The sequence below is a fragment of the Klebsiella sp. genome (assembly GCF_027492335.1).
GTDB classification, from domain to species: domain Bacteria; phylum Pseudomonadota; class Gammaproteobacteria; order Enterobacterales; family Enterobacteriaceae; genus Klebsiella; species Klebsiella huaxiensis.
In genome coordinates, this window is record NZ_JAPUEW010000053.1 from 12,243 (window position 1) to 31,798 (window position 19,556).

Here is a 19,556-nt window from a genome sequence, read left to right on the forward strand (position 1 = left end):
ATGCGTTCTTCCTAACAAACTCTCTTACAACCGAGAGAAATCATTGAAAAGTGCAAGCCCCATTAACAACACCAGCAATATTGAGCCAATGCGATAACTAAAGTCTTGAACTCGCTCGGATACCGGTCCGCCTTTCAGCTTTTCAATCGCCAAAAACAGCAAATGCCCCCCGTCAAGAACAGGAAGCGGGAACAGGTTGATTATTCCGAGGTTCACGCTAATCAGCGCAAGGAACATCAGGTAATAAATCAGCCCGTACTCCGCTGACATCCCAGCCCCCTGGGCGATAGAAATCGGCCCGCTGAGGTTGTTCAGTTTGACATCACCGGTTATCAATTTGCCCAGCATCCTGACCGTTAACGACATCAGCTGCCAGGTTTTATCCGTGGCTTCAGCGATGGCGGCAAACGGCCCGTACTGACGCACTGTCTTATATTCATCAGGCAGCGGGATGACCTTAGGTACGACCCCTGCAAACCCCTCAGCTTTGCCCCTGGTGGACTTTGAATCTGGCGTCAAGGTTACCGATAAAGGACTCCCCTGCCGTTCGATGTCCAGAACTAACGCACTTCCCGGATTATCACGCACAAGATTAACAAACGTCATCCACTGCGTTAACGGTTGACCATCGACTTTAACGATCCTGTCGCCCGCTTGCAAACCCGCCTTCTGCGCCGCCGAGTTAGATTGAACTTCTGCCAGGACGGTATCAATCTGCGCGCTGCGCGGCTGAATGCCTAACGAAGCTACTGGATCTTGTTTATCCGGTTCAAACGCCCAGTGCTGCAGATCGAGGATTTTATCCTGACGTTGATTGGTCCCGAAAGGGGCAACGGTAACTATTGTTTGCCGATCGCCTATCTTCGCCACCAGCGCCATACGCACAGCATCCCAATCAGGCGTTTCGATGCCATCTATCGCTTTAAGTTCCGTTCCTTTTGCAATTTGTGCTTGCGCGGCTATCGAGTTGGGCGTTATATCGCCAACAACCGGACGAACGCCAGGGACACCAATAATGAAGACCAACCAGTAGGCAAAAATGGCAAAAAGGAAGTTGGCGATAGGCCCAGCGGCAATAACAGCAGCACGCTGACCAACGGTTTTGTTGTTGAAAGCGTAGTGGCGCATCTCGGGCGCCACCGGCTCGACGCGTTCGTCGAGCATTTTGACATAGCCACCCAGCGGGATAAGAGCAATGACGAACTCCGTGCCCTGCTTATCGTAGCGCCGCCAGAGAGCCTTGCCAAAACCAATGGAAAAGCGCTCAACACGGACGCCACAGCGGCGAGCAACCCAGAAATGGCCAAATTCATGGACGGTGATCAACACGCCCAGCGCAATAATAAAAGCAGCCAAATTCCAGAGAACGCTCAGCATAAAATTTTCCGTCAAATCGTCCTGAAAACTAACAATAGCAGACACGCAAACACAGGGACCGCAGCCGTCAGGCTATCAATACGATCCAGAATACCACCGTGTCCGGGAATAAGATTCCCGCTATCTTTAATGCCAGCTTCTCGTTTAAACATGCTTTCTGTGAGATCGCCAAGTACCGAGGCCAAAGCCGCAATAACGGAGCAAACCAGCAGGACCGTCGGCGTGACATCCAGATGAGCCCACCAGCCGTAAGCCCATGAGATAACTGCCGCCGTGAGCAGCCCACCAAAAAATCCCTGCCAGGTTTTGCCCGGAGACACTTTTGGCGCCAGCTTATGCTTGCCGAACATTTTACCAAACATGTAGGCACCGGAATCCGCGCCCCAGACCAGGATCATCACGTACAGCAACCACAGCGCACCACTGTAATGGTCATCGGCGTAATGCCAGGCGCGCAGCGCCAGCATGCCCCAAAAAAATGGGACAATGGTCAGGATGCCAAAAATCAGACGTAGCGTTTTTGAGTTACGCCAGAAGGCGGCAGAAGCGGGATAAGTCAGTACCAAAATAAGCGCAACTATCCACCAGCCAAATGATGCCCATAGCGACCCCTCAACCAACGGTTGGTGAACGTCGTAATGGTATTCCGGCATAAGAAAAAGCATCAACGCCAGCAGCAGGCCGCAGAGCACCGACAGCCAGACTCTCTGCGTCGTTGAAGTGAAACCGCTAAATTGCCCCCACTCCCACGCGGCGAGCATACAGACGACCAGCGTGACGATGGCAAAACCCGCGGGCGGCAATAGAAAAAGCGCCGCTATAACGACGGGGATTAAGACGAAAGCAGAAATCAGGCGATACTTCAGCAAAAGTGACCCCCATCAGGCATTATTGCCACCCGGCTCAGTGCCGCCGAAACGACGCTCTCGATTAACAAAGGCATGGAGTGCACCTTCAAAGTCCTGTTCAGCGAAATCGGGCCAAAGAACATCCGTAAAGTAAAGTTCGGCATAGGCAATTTGCCAAATCAAAAAGTTACTGATGCGATGCTCTCCCCCGGTCCTAATAACTAAATCTACGGGTGCAAGCTCATTCATACAAACCTGCTGGCTCAGCATCTCTTCCGTGATTTGATCGGGTTGCAGCAACCCTTCCTGTACCTGTTGGGCCAAATGACGAACGCCCTGGACGATATCCCAGCGGCCGCCATAGTTGGCAGCAATATTCAGGGTCAAACCTGTATTGTTCTCAGTCAACGCCTCCGCTTTACGGATACGCTCCTGCAAACGTGCGTTAAAACGTGTTGTCTCGCCGATAATACGCAGACGCACATTATGCCTGTGCAGGCTTTTCACTTCGCTATCCAACGCCCAGACAAACAGCTCCATCAGCGCACTGACCTCCTGCGCCGGGCGGTTCCAGTTTTCACTACTGAACGCGTATAACGTCAACGCTTCAATACCATTATTAGCCGCGAAAGAGACGGCGCGACGCACGGACTTCGCGCCGGCTTTATGGCCGAAGGCACGAATTTTTCCTTGCCGTTTCGCCCAGCGACCGTTGCCGTCCATAATAATGGCAACATGGCGACAACCATGCGCAGGCGACATTTCGCTGACAGTTTGATTAGCAGACAACATAACGCGTTTTAAGTCCATAATAAGGATTAGCTAAGCCACCAAACACGGGCCACCGGTCAGCGCTGGATACGCATTTTTATCCGGTACCGGAGCTACGGCCAATCGCAGAGAACAACCAAAAGCTTTACGCAAAAAAGCCGTGTTTTGCCACGGCCACCGTAATCTTTCACAACAAAATGCAACGATCGGGTGGCGCAGACTATATCACCGAAGCCCAGCGCCCACAAATATCACAGTGAGTATCAGAATTTGCTCCGAGCGGCCAGTAACTGGCTTGCGCTCACCCGAGCCATCGCGTCAATCTCCAGCACTTCATCAATACTTTGCGGCTCATTTAGCGTCTGTTGATCCAGGACCGACTGATTGACTGCTGCAATATCAGTGAAACGGATATCATCGTTCAGGAACGCGGCTACGGAGACTTCATTCGCCGCATTCAGCGCTGTTGTCGCCGCCTGCCCCGCATCAAAGGCATCCATCGCCAGCTTCAGGCAAGGATAACGCCCGTAATCCGGTGCGGAGAAGCTCAGGTTACTCAACTGGCAAAAGTCCAGCGGTTTCACTCCAGAGTTAAGACGCTTTGGCCACCCCATAGTGTGGGCAATCGGCGTACGCATATCCGGCTCACCGAGCTGTGCCAGGACGCTACCGTCCTGATAACGCACCATCGAATGAATCACTGATTGCGGATGGATAAGCACTTCCATTTGCTGCGCCGAAGCATTAAACAACCAACGTGCTTCGATATACTCCAGTCCCTTGTTCATCATGGTGGCTGAGTCGACGGAAATTTTGCGCCCCATTGACCAGTTTGGATGATTACAGGCCTGGTCTGGCGTCATTGCCGCCAGTTCGGAAATCGCCGTTTCCCGAAAAGGGCCCCCGGAACCGGTCAGCAGAATCGACGCCACGCCGTTCTGCGTTAAATCAGCGTATCCCAGATTGTGTTGAATTGTTTCCGGCATACTCTGAAAAATCGCATTGTGTTCGCTATCAACCGGCAGCAGACGAGCCTCGAACTGCTGCACCGCCTCCATAAACAGGCGACCACAGGTCACCAGCGACTCTTTATTCGCCAGCAGCACCGTTTTCCCGGCGCGAATGGCTGACAGCGTCGGTACCAGCCCTGCCGCTCCGACAATCGCTGCCATCACCTGATCAACATCGTCCAGTGCCGCAACCTCAGCAGCGGCCTGCTGGCCACTCATGACTTCAGTACGGCTGCCGTGTTCGCGGAGTTTTGTCCGCAACAGCTCAGCGCTGTGTGCATCATCCATAACCGCGTAACGAGGGGAAAATTCCAGACATTGTTCAACCATGCGGTCGACATTTTTCCCGGCGACCAGCGCGGTAATCGAAAAGCAGTCAGGATTATGGCGCACCACATCCAACGTGCTGCAGCCGATAGAACCGGTCGAACCGAGAACGGTTAATTGCTTCATGAGACGCCCAGAAGAATTAAGACAGGATAAAAAGCAAAACGCCGCCAGCAAGCCCTTATGCATCAATTATCAGGTGAGAGCGGAGGCACAGAGCCTTTGACATGGTGCCAAAGGCTACAAGGCCAGCCGTCTAAACGCAATCCCGAAAATTGAGCGTACGGTCTCCTGTACGGCGTTTCAGATTTTACGCAGGCCGCACTTCCGGCCCGCGAATTGGCAGAGAATCAGAACTGCATCAGTTCCGCTTCTTTATCCGCCAGCGCCGCATCAACTTTCTTGATAGCAGCGTCGGTCATTTTTTGCACGTCGTCCTGAGAGCGGCGATCGTCGTCTTCGCTGATCTCTTTCTCTTTCAGAAGTGCTTTTACTTTGTCGTTGGCGTCGCGACGAACGTTACGCACGGCAACGCGCGCCTGTTCAGCTTCACCACGCACGATTTTGGTCAGATCTTTACGACGTTCTTCGGTCAGCGGCGGTAGCGGAACGCGGATATCGGTACCCGCAGAGCTTGGGTTCAGACCGAGGTCAGATGCCATAATCGCTTTTTCAACGGCCGGGCTCAGCGAGCGATCGAACACGTTGATTTTCAGAGTACGGGAATCTTCTACCGTTACGCTTGCCAGCTGACGCAGCGGCGTCGGCGTGCCGTAGTATTCCACGACAATACCATCCAGCAGGCTGGGAGAAGCACGACCCGTGCGTATTTTGCTGATTTGGGTTTTGAACGCTTCAACGCATTTATCCATGCGTACTTCAGCATCTTTTCTGATATCGCTAATCACGTTACGAATCCTTGAAAACTTGTCTCAGGCAGACCAGACAATTGCACATAGTGGAAATGTGCTAAGTATAGCCCTGATTAATATGTTTACGGGTAAGGCACTATCCCACGACGGTAGTGCAAAATCTTACCTCTATTTCTACACAAAATCATTCAAGTTGTATCAAGGCGGCAACTGAGCGAATCCTCAGTCACTTACTACAGTAAATGACTGAGGTGAGCAAAGGCAGCCAACGCAGAAACAGCTTGAAGGATGAAGTGTAACACGGAAATTATTCCGTGATTAACGTCCCTTCTTTTTCACCCATCACCACACGGCGCAGCGCGCCTGGCTTGTTCATGTTGAACACGCGAATCGGCAATTTATGGTCACGGGCCAGGGTGAAGGCTGCAAGATCCATCACTTTCAGTTCTTTATCCAGTACTTCGCTGTAGGTCAGCTGATCGTACATGGTGGCAGAAGGATCTTTGGCCGGGTCAGCGGTAAATACGCCATCAACTTTCGTCGCTTTCAACACAACATCAGCTTCGATTTCGATACCGCGCAGGCAAGCTGCGGAATCAGTGGTAAAGAAAGGATTGCCCGTACCGGCGGCCAGAATCACCACGCGGTTGTTACGCAGCAGGCTGATAGCTTCCGCCCAACTGTAGTTATCACATACGCCGTTCAGCGGAATAGCTGACATCAGGCGGGCGTTCACATAGGCGCGATGGAGAGAATCACGCATTGCAAGGCCGTTCATGACCGTTGCCAACATGCCCATGTGGTCGCCCACAACGCGGTTCATACCTGCTTTCGCCAGACCAGCTCCACGGAACAAGTTACCGCCACCAATCACTACGCCAACCTGAATACCCAGTTCAACCAGTTCTTTGATTTCCTGAGCCATACGGTCAAGTATGCTTGCATCAATACCGAAGCCTTCTGAACCTTGCAGCGCTTCGCCACTTAATTTAAGCAGAATACGTTTGTAGACGGGTTTTGCATTGGTAGCCATGTTTCTTTCCTGAGACTGTCAACGAATGAGATGAATTATTTCTGGCGACATTGTACGTCGCTTTCCAGCGTAGCCACCAGAGCGGTTGGCTGAATTTACAAGTTAGGCACAAAAAGAAGCCGCCCTCAGGCGGCTCCTTTTTTGAAAATTAAGACTGCTTGGACATCGCAGCAACTTCTGCTGCAAAGTCAGTCTCAACTTTCTCGATGCCTTCACCCACTTCAAAGCGGATGAAACCAGTCACGTCAGCGTTGTGCTCTTTCAGCAGCTGAGCAACAGATTTGCTCGGATCCATAACGAAAGGCTGACCAGTCAGAGAAACTTCGCCGGTGAATTTCTTCATGCGGCCTTCAACCATTTTCTCTGCGATTTCTTTCGGCTTGCCAGACTGCATGGCGATGTCCAGTTGAACCTGGTACTCTTTTTCTACTACGTCAGCAGAAACATCTTCCGGCTTAACGAATTCAGGCTTGCTTGCAGCAATGTGCATAGCCAGCTGTTTAACCAGCTCAGCGTCAGCGCCTTTAGCCGCAACCAGAACACCGATACGCGCACCGTGCTGGTAAGAACCCAGAACTTCGCCTTCCAGGGAAGAAACGCGACGAATGTTGATGTTCTCACCAATTTTAGCAACCAGCGCAACGCGTTCTTCTTCGAACTGTGCTTTCAGTACTTCAACATCAGTGATTTTGCCTGCAACAGCAGCGTCCAGTACTTTGTTAGCGAATGCCTGGAAACCACCATCTTTAGCTACGAAGTCAGTCTGGCAGTTAACTTCCAGAATGATGCCGTAGGTGCCGTCAATTTTAGTGATGATCACGCCATCAGCAGCAACGTTGCCTGCTTTTTTCGCTGCTTTAATAGCACCGGATTTACGCATGTTTTCGATTGCCAGCTCGATGTCGCCGTTAGCTTCGGTCAGCGCTTTTTTGCAATCCATCATGCCTGCGCCAGTACGCTCGCGCAGCTCTTTTACCAGGGATGCGGTAATTTCAGCCATTCTTTAATCCTCGGGAGATTTGACTCGCCCGGTTCCAGGAACCAAACGAATTTAAAAGTGAAAAAGGGGCCGCTAAGAGGCCCCTATTTATACACGGTACTAAATAAGGGGATAACCTTATTATTCAGCTTCTACGAAGCTTTCTTCCGCTTGAGAAGCCAGATCCTGCGAACGACCTTCACGCACGGTAGTCGCTACAGCACCCAGGTACAGGCTAACTGCGCGGATTGCGTCGTCGTTACCCGGGATAACGAAGTCAACACCGTCCGGATCGGAGTTAGTATCAACGATAGCAAATACCGGAATACCCAGGTTGTTTGCTTCTTTGATAGCGATGTGTTCGTGGTCAGCGTCGATAACGAACAGTGCGTCCGGCAGGCCGCCCATGTCTTTGATACCGCCCAGGCTGTTTTCCAGCTTGCCCAGCTCACGAGTACGCATCAGCGCTTCTTTCTTGGTCAGCTTGTCGAAAGTACCGTCCTGAGACTGAATTTCCAGATCTTTCAGACGTTTGATAGACTGACGAACGGTTTTCCAGTTAGTCAGCATACCGCCCAGCCAGCGATGGTTCACGAAGAACTGGTCGCAGCTGTTAGCAGCTTCTTTCACCGCTTCGCTTGCAGCGCGTTTAGTACCAACGAAAAGGATTTTGCCTTTACGAGAGGAGATCTTGTTCAGTTCAGCCAGAGCTTCGTTGAACATCGGTACAGTTTTCTCAAGGTTGATGATGTGAACTTTGTTACGTGCGCCGAAGATGAAAGGCTTCATTTTCGGGTTCCAGTAACGGGTCTGGTGACCAAAGTGAACACCAGCCTTGAGCATGTCGCGCATGGAAACAGTTGCCATGTTTAAAACCTCTATATTAGAAAGTTGGGGTTAAGCCTCCACGCATCCCATATTACCGACCCCAAGGGGCACCCCGGAATATGTGCCGATACGTGTGTGTTGTTACACAAAGTGAGATTTATCGCTTCAGTCCATCTTGTGTATCTGAGAATGGAACGGAAGTCCGGCGCGCTTTATACCACAAAACCAACCCAGACACCAACTGTTGTTGACGTAGCGTGCTGTTAATGATTCTCAATTTGGCAGCAGGACACCCGGACTGTTAACATTGATCGGACATAATCTATTATTGTCGAAAAAATCGACATTGCTGGACACTATCCATGGCTATTTCTATCAAGACATCTGAAGACATCGAAAAAATGCGCGTCGCCGGTCGCCTGGCCGCCGAAGTGCTGGAAATGATTGAACCTTACGTAAAACCGGGCGTCAGCACCGGCGAACTGGACCGCATCTGCAACGATTATATCGTTAACGAGCAAAAAGCCGTTTCAGCTTGCCTGGGCTATCACGGTTTCCCGAAATCCGTCTGCATCTCTATTAATGAAGTGGTATGCCACGGGATCCCGGATGACGAAAAATTGCTGAAAGATGGCGATATCGTCAACATTGATGTCACCGTGATTAAAGATGATTTCCACGGCGACACCTCGAAAATGTTCATCGTCGGCAAGCCAACCATTCTTGGCGAGCGCCTGTGCCGCATCACCCAGGAAAGTCTGTATCTGGCGCTGAAAATGGTCAAGCCAGGCATCAACCTGCGCACCATCGGTGCTGCGATTCAGAAACTCGTTGAAGCGGAAGGTTTCTCCGTGGTGCGCGAATATTGCGGTCACGGCATCGGTCGCGGCTTCCATGAAGAGCCGCAGGTTCTGCACTATGATTCAGCGGAAACCAACGTGGTCCTCAAACCGGGCATGACCTTCACTATTGAGCCGATGGTCAACGCGGGCAAAAAAGAGATCCGCAGCATGAAAGACGGATGGACGGTAAAAACCAAAGACCGGAGCTTGTCTGCACAGTACGAGCATACTATTGTGGTGACAGACAACGGCTGCGAAATTCTGACGTTACGCAAGGATGACACCATCCCGGCGATAATCTCGCACGACGAATGATGAAAAGCCGGCGCCAGCCGGCTTTTTTATGACGGGCGATAGTTTTTTCTTATGGTGGCGCGATGAGCAACTCTTTACCTGACACTGTCTCCCCTGCTCTGTCCGGTCAGCCGGATAATCCAGACGACTGGTCGCAAAACGATTTCAACTGTGCCGCCATTAAGGCGCATATCGATACATTCCAGCGTTGGCTGGGCGAGGCTTTTGATAACGGCATCGCCGCCGAACGATTAATAGAAGCACGTACCGAATTTATCGACCAGTTGCTCCAGCGACTATGGGTCGAATACGGCTTCGGCTCGGTCAACGACACCGCCCTGGTCGCGGTAGGCGGCTATGGTCGCGGCGAGCTCCATCCGCTCTCCGACATTGACCTACTGATTCTGAGCCGCAAAAAGCTGCCCGATGAACAGGCGCAAAAAGTCGGTGAACTGCTGACGCTACTGTGGGATATCAAACTGGAAGTCGGCCACAGCGTGCGCACCCTCGAAGAGTGCCTGCTGGAAGGGTTGTCAGATCTCAGCGTCGCCACCAACCTGATCGAATCGCGCCTGCTCATCGGCGATGTCGCGCTATTCCTTGAATTACAAAAACACATATTTAGCGACGGCTTCTGGCCATCAGAAAAGTTCTTTGCCGCAAAAGTCGAAGAGCAGAACATACGCCATCAACGCTATCACGGCACCAGCTATAACCTGGAGCCGGATGTCAAAAGTAGTCCTGGCGGCCTGCGCGATATTCACACTCTCCAGTGGATCGCACGCCGTCATTTTGGCGCCACTTCTCTTGATGAAATGGTCGGCTTCGGCTTCCTCACCGAGGCCGAGCGTAACGAGCTTAACGAGTGCCTGCATCAGCTATGGCGGATTCGCTTTGCCCTGCATCTTGAGCTAAACCGCTACGATAACCGCCTGCTTTTCGACAGACAGTTCAGCGTTGCCCGTCGCCTGCGCTATGAAGGCGAAAGTAACCAGCCCATTGAGCATATGATGAAGGATTTCTTTCGCGTCACGCGCCGAGTGAGCGAACTGAACCATATGCTAATCCAGCTGTTCGAAGAAGCAATTCTCGCTCTCACAGAGGACGAGAAACCGCGGCCCATTGATGACGATTTTCAACTGCGCGGTACGCTTATCGATCTACGCGATGACACGCTGTTTATCCGCGAGCCGCAGGCCATTCTGCGCATGTTCTATATGATGGTGCGTAACAGCAGCATCACCGGAATCTACTCCACCACGCTTCGCCATCTGCGCCACGCCCGTCGCCATCTGACGCAGCCGCTTTGCTATATCCCGGAAGCGCGAACCTTGTTCCTCAGCATGCTGCGCCATCAGGGCGCGGTAAGCCGCGGTCTGCTGCCAATGCACCGCCATAGCGTGCTGTGGGCGTACATGCCGCAATGGTCACATATTGTCGGTCAGATGCAATTCGACCTGTTTCACGCCTATACCGTTGATGAACACACCATTCGCGTCATGCTGAAGCTCGAGAGTTTCGCCAAAGAAGAGACCCGCAGCCGCCACCCGCTATGCGTTGAGCTGTGGCCACGTCTGACGCATCCAGAACTGATCCTTATTGCCGCCCTGTTCCACGACATCGCCAAAGGACGTGGCGGCGACCATTCGATCCTCGGCGCCCAGGACGTACTCAAATTTGCCGAACTTCATGGTCTCAATTCACGTGAAACGCAGCTTGTCGCCTGGCTGGTACGTCATCATTTACTGATGTCGGTTACCGCTCAGCGTCGCGATATTCAGGACCCGGAAGTGATCAAGCAGTTCGCCGAAGAGGTGCAAACGGAGAACCGTCTGCACTATCTGGTCTGTCTGACCGTCGCCGATATCTGCGCCACTAACGAAAACCTGTGGAACAGCTGGAAGCAAAGCCTGCTGCGCGAACTCTATTTCGCCACCGAAAAACAGCTGCGCCGGGGAATGCAAAATACTCCAGACATGCGTGAGCGGGTACGCCACCACCAGCTTCAGGCGCTGGCCCTACTGAGGATGGAAAATATTAATGAACAAGCTCTGCACTTGATCTGGAACCGCTGCCGCGCCAACTATTTCGTACGTCATACGCCGAATCAACTCGCCTGGCATGCGCGTAACTTACTCCAGCACGATCTCAGCAAACCGATGATTTTACTGAGCTCTCAGGCAACGCGCGGTGGCACCGAAATTTTTATCTGGAGCCCGGACAGGCCGTACCTGTTCGCTGCCGTTTGCGGTGAACTGGACCGCCGTAACCTTAGCGTCCACGATGCGCAGATCTTTACTACACGCGACGGTATGGCAATGGATACCTTCATTGTTCTTGAACCGGACGGCAGCCCGCTTTCCGCCGACAGGCATGAGGTTATTCGCCTGGGCCTGGAACAGACGATTACCCAACGTAGCTGGCAGCCACCAGCCCCGCGTCGTCAGGCGGCAAAATTGCGGCATTTTTCCGTCCCGACGGAGGTTAACTTCCTGCCAACGCATACCGATCGAAAATCGTTCCTTGAGCTGATCGCCCTCGATCAGCCGGGTCTATTAGCGCGCGTCGGCCAGGTGTTTGCCGACCTCGGAATTTCGCTCCACGGAGCGCGAATTACGACAATTGGTGAGCGAGTAGAAGATTTATTTATAATCGCCACAGCAGACCGGCGTGCCCTTAATAATGAGCTGCAACAAGAAGTGCAACAACGGTTGACAGAGGCCCTCAATCCAAACGATAAAGGGTAGCGAATTTAAATGTACATACACAAAGTCATTCGAGCTGCATCAAGGCGGCCAGGGAGAGAGCCTCAGGAGCTTACGATAGTCACTGGGGCGAACAAGCGCAGCCAACACAGAGGCAGCTTGAAGGATGAAGTGTATAAATGGAAAGAGAAACGATGCAGCAATTACAGAATATTATTGAGTCCGCCTTTGAGCGTCGCGCCGACATCACGCCGGCAAATGTGGATACCGTAACCCGCGAAGCGGTTAATCAGGTGATTTCTCTGCTTGATTCCGGCGCCCTGCGCGTCGCTGAAAAAATCGACGGCCAGTGGGTAACCCATCAGTGGCTGAAGAAAGCGGTTCTGCTCTCTTTCCGTATTAACGATAACCAGGTTATCGATGGTGCGGAAAGCCGCTACTTCGATAAAGTTCCGATGAAATTCGCTGATTATGATGAAGCGCGTTTTCAGAAAGAAGGTTTCCGCGTGGTTCCACCGGCAGCCGTCCGTCAGGGGGCGTTTATCGCTCGCAACACGGTTCTGATGCCGTCTTACGTGAACATCGGCGCATACGTTGATGAAGGCTCCATGGTTGATACCTGGGCAACCGTCGGCTCCTGCGCGCAGATCGGTAAAAACGTTCACCTGTCCGGCGGCGTCGGCATCGGTGGCGTACTGGAGCCGCTGCAGGCGAACCCGACCATCATCGAAGATAACTGTTTTATCGGCGCACGTTCTGAAGTCGTCGAAGGCGTGATCGTCGAAGAAGGTTCCGTGATCTCCATGGGCGTGTACCTGGGCCAGAGCACCAAAATCTACGATCGCGAAACCGGCGAAGTGTTCTATGGCCGCGTACCGGCTGGCTCCGTAGTGGTATCCGGCAACCTGCCGTCGAAAGATGGCAAGTACAGCCTGTATTGCGCCGTTATCGTGAAGAAGGTCGACGCCAAAACGCGCGGCAAGGTCGGAATCAACGAACTTCTGCGTACCATCGACTAAGCAGTATAAAAAGCGGGAGGCATCCCGCTTTTTTTATATATTAAGCTGGCGAAGATAGATTTTTTCGTTAATTATTCAAAGATTACGATGATATCAAAGGTACCGTTATGTACGATAATCTGAAAAGTCTTGGTATTACCAATCCTGATGAAATCGATCGCTATAGCCTGCGGCAGGAAGCCAACAACGACATTCTGAAAATCTATTTTCAGAAGGACAAAGGCGAGTTCTTCGCCAAAAGCGTCAAGTTTAAGTACCCACGTCAGCGTAAAACCGTTGTCGCAGACGGCATTGGTCAGGGATATAAAGAAGTCCAGGAGATCAGTCCAAACCTCCGCTATATCATTGATGAGCTGGATCAGATCTGCCAGCGCGATCGCACTGAAATCGATCTTAAGCGTAAAATCCTCGACGATCTGCGTCATCTGGAAAGCGTTGTTACCAATAAGATCAGCGAAATTGAATCCGATCTGGAAAAACTGACGCGCAATAAATAAGTCTGCTATGGGCCAAATACTGGCCCTGTTTCCCACCCTTCAGTCTCTTCTCCTTCATTTACTCATTTACAACGCCTGGAACATCAATCGCTCCCGCCCGTGACGGGAGTTTCTTAACGTTGTTCGTCCAGCTGTAAAGCAATATACAGCAACAAACGGTCGTCAAAACTCCCCAGGTCCAGTCCAGTCAGTTCAGAAATACGATTCAGACGATATTCCAGCGTATTACGGTGAATAAATAGCGCCTTTGAGGTCGCTAGCGGTTGCACATTGTGGCGGAACCACGCCTGTAGAGTACGCCTTAACAGACCGTTATTATCCATCGCTTTCAATCGAACCAGCGGACGCGCCAGCTCGTTGGCCTGCCAGCCGCCGCGCAGGCTATCCAGCAGCACCGGCAGCATCAGGTCCTGATAAAAATAGCTCCGACTCTCCGGCATTCGCTGTTTACCGACCATCATTGTGGTTCGGGCGGTACGGTAAGAACGTGCGATGCTACCAGGTCCGGTAAAGAAGTTACCCAGCGCCACACGAAAACGCAGCTGACCATTCTCTTTCATCCTGCTGATCAACTGCTCGACCCGTTTACAGTGATCTTCTGCATCCCAGCGGCCAAAAGCATTCAACGCAGGCTTCAGCACCACCATTTCAGTCAGTGAAACAATGGCCACCAGATTATTACGGTCCGGCGTCGTCAGCGCGGTTTGTAGCTGCTGTAGCTCCGCCATCGCGCTGTCTACGCCCAGTTGGCCGCTATCTACTTCAATCATTGCGACAACACGCGGCTGGTTCAGATCGATTCCCAACCGCTGCGCCCATTCGGTCAGCGCTGGGGTGTTCTCCTCCGCCTGAATCAGGTTCATCACCAGCTCTTCACGCAGACGGCTATCCTGGGCCAGGAGATGCATCAGCCGCGACTGCTCCAGCATCATCTCCGCGGTCATACAGACCAATTCACCGTATTTGCGCAGCGATTCCGGTTCACCGGTCAGGCCGATTACGCCAACGATTTCCCCTTCCAGACGCAGCGGCAGGTTGATGCCCTGGCGCACGCCGTGCAGATGTCGCGCCACGGCATCATCAATATCGACAACGCGCCCTTGTGAAAGGACCAGCAGCGCACCTTCGTGCAATTCACCAATTCGCTCGCGATCTCCGCTGCCGATAATGCGCCCGCGAGCATCCATTACGTTGATATTGGTATCAATGATGCGCATCGTGCGCGCCACGATATCCTGCGCCATTTTGGTATCAAGGTGCCAGCCAGCCATGTAACCCTCCCGTGAGCAGGCTATCAGCATAAAAGAGTTGGCAATAGGCCGCATTGTGCATTAGCACAAAGCCAAGATAAGAAGTATGGAGTTGTGGGAGGTGTCACAGAACGAAAAACGGAATGGCCTTCAGAGTGAAAAAAGCCCCTTCCCTCCGCAAGGAGAAAAGGGGCTTTGCAAGCCGATGTGGATTACTGCATCAGCAGGTAGATAGAGGTATCGCCACGCTGAATATTCAGTGCCAGAACCGACGGTTTGGCATCAAAGATTTTGCGCAGGTCGGCAATATTTTTCACCGGCTGCTGGTTAGCGCCAACGATGATATCGCCTTTCTTCAGGCCAATCTGCGCTGCCGGAGTCCCCGCTTTCACGTTGCTCACTACGACGCCTTTATCCTGGCCTTTGTTGCTCATTTCCGCACCTTCAATACCATTGAAGATAGTGCTTGAATCAACCTGATTCTGATTACTTTGCTGCAGCTCTACGGTCGTCGTTACCGGTTTGCCGTCACGCAGCAGACCAAGCTCGATTTTGCTACCGATAGGCATGGTACCCACCTGAGCACGCAGCGCGGCAAAGCTGCTAATTGGCTTACCGTTCAGCGTGGTGATCACGTCACCGGCTTTAATACCTGCTTTACCCGCCGCAGAACCCGGCATAACCTGGCTGACGAAAGCCCCGCGCTGAGCATCGACTTTCATCGCTTTCGCCAGTTCGGAGTTCAGCTCGGTTCCCATGATTCCCAGCTCACCGCGCTTAACCTGGCCAAACTTAACCATCTGATCGGTCAAGTTTTTCACCATGTTGCTCGGGATCGCGAAGCCGATACCGATGTTACCGCCGTCCGGTGCCAGGATCGCGGTGTTGATACCGATCAGTTCGCCGTTCAGGTTAACCAGCGCGCCGCCAGAGTTACCGCGGTTAATCGCCGCATCGGTCTGGATAAAGTTCTCGTAATTTTCAACGTTCAGGCCGCTACGGCCCAACGCGGAAACAATCCCGGAGGTCACGGTTTCACCGAGGCCAAACGGGTTACCAATCGCCACGGTGTAATCACCGACGCGCAGGGTATCAGAGTCCGCCAGCTTGATTGCGCTCAGGTTTTTCGGATCCTGAATTTGAATCAGCGCGATATCAGAACGCGGATCTTTACCGACCACTTTTGCCTCAAACTTACGGCCATCGCTCAGCTGAACTTTGATCGTCGTCGCGTTATCCACGACGTGGTTGTTGGTGACGACATAACCTTTAGCGGCATCAATGATCACCCCAGAACCAAGGGCCATAAATTTCTGCTGCTGGCCGCCGTCGCTACCCGGAGCGCCACCCTGCCCGCCGCCCTGACAGAACGGAGAGCTTTGGAACGGTGAACCGTCCTGGCAGAACGGTGAATTATCACCAAAGAACTGCTGGAAGTTACGCGGCATCCGCGGGGTATTAACGGTAGTGCTCCCCTCAACGTTGATGCTCACGACAGACGGCATCACCTTTTCCAGCATAGGAGCCAGACTCGGCATCTGCTGTGCATTAGTGGCCGAAGAAGCTGTTTCCGCCGCGCTCGCAGAGAGAGGGGACAACGCCAGACCTAAACTAAGAGCCAGAGCACTCATTGCTAACGTGGTTTTTTTCATATGTTTCAATCTCGATTTCAGATAACGGAATAGTTGCTGTTTACGTGACTATGAGAGTCATTTTATAGCGCGAAGTTCCGGAATGAAGTTTTGGTAAAAGTAAAAATTTATTGTTCGTCTTTACAAAACTCATGCTTATTCAACGGCCATCAATCGCCGATATTCATCCCATGCATACAAGTCCGTCATCCCGCTGATATAGTCCTGAATGAGACGACAGCGATAATAATATTCCCATAGCGGAAATTCAGCGCTATCGCGCGGGATCTTATTTACGGCTTCTACGTAGGCCAGACGATGGCGTGTCGAAAGTTTCTGGAACAGGCGTGAAGCGATCGGTAAACTTCGCACCCGCTCTTTTTCCACCAACAGACTAAACTCATCCAGCGATAATTTTAACAACGGCTGGTAGATATCCAACAGGCCGCTAATAACACGATAACCTTGCAATTCCAGCTGCTCAACATCTGGATGGCTAAATACATGTTTTACCGCAACATTTTTATAAAGCTCAAGCAACTGGCTGCAATCACTTTCGTCTTCAAGCAGCGCGTGATTAAAATCACCGGTAAAGACCCTTGGCAAATTATCAATAAAGCGACGCGCCGCATACGGTACCAGCTTATTCAGCGTATTGACCCGTAAATACATAAAGAACTGATCTTCAGTACTTCGGCTAAGAGAATTCGCACGAGATTTATCCCAGGCATTTTCAACAACCATGTTAAACAAAGAGCCTTTTTCGTGCTTCCCCCAGGCTTCGTAAAGATGCTGATAAAGCTGCTCCACGCTGAAAATACGTTTTTCTACCGCATCCTCAAGGTCGGCAACGCAATACGAGATGTCATCTGCGGCTTCCATAATCCACGTTAATGGGAACCGATTGTAAGGAGCCAGATCCAGTTCTTTACGCAACCTCGCAACATAGCCCTCTTCGGCTAAATAATAACCAGGTTTCTTCATTAAATAACTGTGGCTGGCAGGCGGCTCGCCTCGCCACCACGCCGGACGGGTATATTTAAGTATACAGCCCACCTGCGCCCAGGTCAGATTCATCCGCATCAGGGTATGCACTAAACGAATTCCCTGCGCATTTCCTTCAAACCAGCACAAATCCTGGCGAACCTTGCGGCGTAGCTCATTTAATTGGCTATCCCCCTCCTGCAAACGCAGCGCTTCGACCACGCAACGGTCTTCGGTTAGGGGCTGGCTGGCGGCATCGCCGGGAAACAGCCGCTGGCTGAACCAGTCGTTGATTGCCGCTTCGCCAAAATGGCCAAACGGCGGATTGCCGATGTCGTGCATCAAGCACGCCATCTCGACGATACTTTCAAATGGACCGGTTAGCTCATCCAGCCCATAGATCTCCAGCAACTTCTGTTCTTTCAGACGGCTTAGCACTTCTTTAGCGATATAGCGGCCAACCTGCTGAACTTCAAGAGAGTGGGTCAGACGGGTGCGCACCGCCGCGTTACGCTCCAGCGGGAAGACCTGAGTTTTTTGCTGCAATCGGCGGATCGCCGGCGAGTTAACAATACGCCCGCGATCGCTTTCGAAAATGCGCAGGATTTCATGTTCCGTCTCAACCCCTTGCGGTGAACGATAGCGGCGACGCCAGTTAATCTTGTTGCGAAAATCGATCTTTGCCATGGCCTTCCCCGTGCGAGCAATAACGTTTCCTTCTAAGCGCATGATAGACTATGCCGCTAAAACCCACACATCGCGAGTAAATCTATGAAAATCGGCATTATTGGCGCTATGGAAGAAGAAGTAACCCTTCTGCGCGACAAAATCGACAACCGCCAGACCATCACTATCGGCGGTAGCGAAATCTATACCGGACAACTTCAAGGTACCGACGTCGCTCTGTTGAAGTCGGGTATTGGTAAAGTGGCCGCCGCCATGGGCGCAACCCTGCTGATGGAGCACTGCAAGCCGGATGTCATTATTAACACCGGTTCGGCGGGCGGGCTGGCATCTACCCTGAAGGTTGGCGATATCGTTGTTTCTGACGAAGCGCGCTACCACGATGCTGACGTCACCGCATTCGGTTATGAATATGGCCAGCTTCCGGGCTGCCCTGCCGGTTTTAAAGCTGATGAAAAACTGATTGCCGCTGCGGAAACCTGCATCAAAGCGCTGGATCTTAACGCAGTACGCGGTCTCATTGTCAGCGGCGATGCCTTTATCAACGGTTCCGTCGGCCTGGCGAAAATCCGTCAGAACTTCCCGCAGGCCGTGGCGGTCGAGATGGAAGCAACAGCCATCGCGCACGTCTGCCACAGCTACGGCGTGCCGTTTGTTGTCGTTCGCGCCATTTCCGATGTTGCCGACCAGCAGTCCCATCTGAGCTTTGACGAGTTTCTCGCCGTTGCCGCTAAGCAGTCCACCCTGATGGTGGAAAACCTGGTGCAGCATCTGGCTCGTGGCTAAGTCGCTCAAAAAGGCGCTTGCCGCCCTACTGCTGCTCGCCCCGGCGTGGCTTTTCGCCGCGCCGCGGGTGGTCACGCTCTCGCCAGCCAACACAGAGCTAGCTTTTGCCGCCGGTATTACGCCAGTTGGCGTCAGCAGCTATTCCGATTACCCGCCAGAAGCCGCAAAAATAGAGCAGGTATCCAGTTGGCAAGGGATGAATCTGGAGCGCATCGTCGCTCTCAAACCTGATGTGGTATTGGCGTGGCGCGGTGGAAACGCTGAGCGCCAGGTTAACCAGCTAAGCTCGCTTGGTATTAAAGTTATCTGGGTTGAAACGTCTACCATCGAAGATATCATCACCACGCTTCGCCAGCTGGCGCAATGGAGCCCACAACCGGAAAAGGCACGGCAGGCGGCCCAAAAGATGCAGGATGATTATCAGACGCTGAAAGCCCGCTATGCCAGCGCGCCAAAAAAGCGCGTCTTTTTACAGTTTGGCGCTAACCCGCTCTTTACCAGCAGCAAAGGGTCGATTCAGGATCAGGTTTTGACGCTATGCGGAGGGGAAAATATCTTTGCCGCCAGCCGGGTTCCCTGGCCGCAGGTCAGCCGTGAGCAGGTGCTGGCAAGACAGCCGCAGGCCATTGTTGTCACCGGAAATGTCAGCGAACTTCCCGCCGTTGCCCGTTACTGGCAGAATCAGCTAAAAATTTCGCTCATTGCGCTACATGGCGACTGGTTTGAACGTGCGAGCCCACGTATTATCCTCGCCGCAAAACAACTCTGTACTGCACTCGAGCAGGTAAAATAATTACCTGATAACCCAGGGAACTGACG

Annotated in this window: 17 protein-coding genes; 6 read left to right on the top strand and 11 right to left on the bottom strand. The window is 52.4% G+C overall.

Annotation, left to right across the window (positions count from 1 at the left end):
• Positions 1-24 precede the first annotated feature (24 nt).
• The 8 genes from rseP to rpsB all read right to left on the bottom strand — a co-directional run bounded on the left by rseP (position 25) and on the right by rpsB (position 8,084).
• Positions 25-1,377, bottom strand: coding sequence for a sigma E protease regulator RseP (gene rseP / locus QVF11_RS16620; RefSeq protein WP_142512269.1), 1,353 nt, complete (start codon positions 1,375-1,377; stop codon positions 25-27).
• 11 nt (positions 1,378-1,388) lie between these two features.
• Positions 1,389-2,246 (bottom strand): phosphatidate cytidylyltransferase, encoded by an 858-nt coding sequence (gene cdsA, locus QVF11_RS16625; RefSeq protein WP_112215830.1) that lies wholly within the window; start codon positions 2,244-2,246, stop codon positions 1,389-1,391.
• 12 nt (positions 2,247-2,258) lie between these two features.
• Entirely contained in the window at positions 2,259-3,017 is a 759-nt protein-coding gene (gene ispU / locus QVF11_RS16630; RefSeq protein ID WP_112215829.1) for a (2E,6E)-farnesyl-diphosphate-specific ditrans,polycis-undecaprenyl-diphosphate synthase, read from the bottom strand.
• 242 nt (positions 3,018-3,259) lie between these two features.
• Positions 3,260-4,459 carry a 1-deoxy-D-xylulose-5-phosphate reductoisomerase gene (gene ispC / locus QVF11_RS16635; RefSeq protein WP_287858312.1) on the bottom strand — a complete coding sequence of 400 codons (1,200 nt, stop codon included), beginning with the start codon at positions 4,457-4,459 and terminating at the stop codon, positions 3,260-3,262.
• Positions 4,460-4,683: 224 nt separating this feature from the next.
• Entirely contained in the window at positions 4,684-5,241 is a 558-nt protein-coding gene (gene frr, locus QVF11_RS16640) for a ribosome recycling factor (RefSeq protein WP_287858314.1), read from the bottom strand.
• Between the two features lie 271 nt (positions 5,242-5,512).
• Positions 5,513-6,238 carry a UMP kinase gene (gene pyrH / locus QVF11_RS16645; RefSeq protein ID WP_110272468.1) on the bottom strand — a complete coding sequence of 242 codons (726 nt, stop codon included), beginning with the start codon at positions 6,236-6,238 and terminating at the stop codon, positions 5,513-5,515.
• A gap of 148 nt (positions 6,239-6,386) precedes the next feature.
• Complete coding sequence (tsf, locus tag QVF11_RS16650; protein WP_110272469.1) at positions 6,387-7,238, bottom strand: translation elongation factor Ts; 852 nt, start codon at positions 7,236-7,238, stop codon at positions 6,387-6,389.
• 120 nt (positions 7,239-7,358) lie between these two features.
• A complete protein-coding gene (gene rpsB, locus QVF11_RS16655) occupies positions 7,359-8,084 on the bottom strand; it encodes a 30S ribosomal protein S2 (RefSeq protein ID WP_112215827.1) in 726 nt (241 codons plus the stop codon).
• A gap of 323 nt (positions 8,085-8,407) precedes the next feature.
• On the opposite strand from rpsB, the gene map reads away from it, so the two are divergent.
• The 4 genes from map (at position 8,408) to QVF11_RS16675 (ending at position 13,402) form a co-directional block, all read left to right on the top strand.
• Positions 8,408-9,202, top strand: a complete 795-nt coding sequence (gene map, locus QVF11_RS16660) for a type I methionyl aminopeptidase (RefSeq protein WP_287858317.1) — start codon at positions 8,408-8,410, stop codon at positions 9,200-9,202.
• Positions 9,203-9,264: 62 nt separating this feature from the next.
• Positions 9,265-11,928 carry a bifunctional uridylyltransferase/uridylyl-removing protein GlnD gene (glnD, locus tag QVF11_RS16665; protein WP_287858318.1) on the top strand — a complete coding sequence of 888 codons (2,664 nt, stop codon included), beginning with the start codon at positions 9,265-9,267 and terminating at the stop codon, positions 11,926-11,928.
• Between the two features lie 152 nt (positions 11,929-12,080).
• Complete coding sequence (gene dapD, locus QVF11_RS16670; protein WP_110272474.1) at positions 12,081-12,905, top strand: 2,3,4,5-tetrahydropyridine-2,6-dicarboxylate N-succinyltransferase; 825 nt, start codon at positions 12,081-12,083, stop codon at positions 12,903-12,905.
• A 107-nt stretch (positions 12,906-13,012) separates the two neighbouring features.
• Positions 13,013-13,402, top strand: a complete 390-nt coding sequence (locus QVF11_RS16675; protein WP_110272475.1) for a DUF3461 family protein — start codon at positions 13,013-13,015, stop codon at positions 13,400-13,402.
• Positions 13,403-13,515: 113 nt separating this feature from the next.
• Here the strand turns inward: QVF11_RS16675 and cdaR are convergent, their stop codons facing one another.
• The 3 genes from cdaR to dgt form a co-directional block, all read right to left on the bottom strand.
• A complete protein-coding gene (gene cdaR, locus QVF11_RS16680; protein WP_110272476.1) occupies positions 13,516-14,673 on the bottom strand; it encodes a DNA-binding transcriptional regulator CdaR in 1,158 nt (385 codons plus the stop codon).
• Between the two features lie 191 nt (positions 14,674-14,864).
• Positions 14,865-16,304, bottom strand: a complete 1,440-nt coding sequence (gene degP / locus QVF11_RS16685) for a serine endoprotease DegP (protein WP_112215825.1) — start codon at positions 16,302-16,304, stop codon at positions 14,865-14,867.
• 135 nt (positions 16,305-16,439) lie between these two features.
• Positions 16,440-17,954: a dGTPase gene (dgt, locus tag QVF11_RS16690; RefSeq protein ID WP_287858319.1), complete on the bottom strand. Its 1,515-nt coding sequence runs from the start codon at positions 17,952-17,954 to the stop codon at positions 16,440-16,442.
• Between the two features lie 84 nt (positions 17,955-18,038).
• Between dgt and mtnN the strand changes: the two genes are divergently transcribed.
• Both mtnN and btuF read left to right on the top strand, forming a co-directional pair.
• Positions 18,039-18,737, top strand: coding sequence for a 5'-methylthioadenosine/S-adenosylhomocysteine nucleosidase (mtnN, locus tag QVF11_RS16695; protein WP_112215823.1), 699 nt, complete (start codon positions 18,039-18,041; stop codon positions 18,735-18,737).
• Complete coding sequence (btuF, locus tag QVF11_RS16700) at positions 18,730-19,530, top strand: vitamin B12 ABC transporter substrate-binding protein BtuF (RefSeq protein ID WP_142512271.1); 801 nt, start codon at positions 18,730-18,732, stop codon at positions 19,528-19,530. Before mtnN ends, btuF begins: the two co-directional genes overlap by 8 nt.
• Positions 19,531-19,556: the final 26 nt, after the last annotated feature.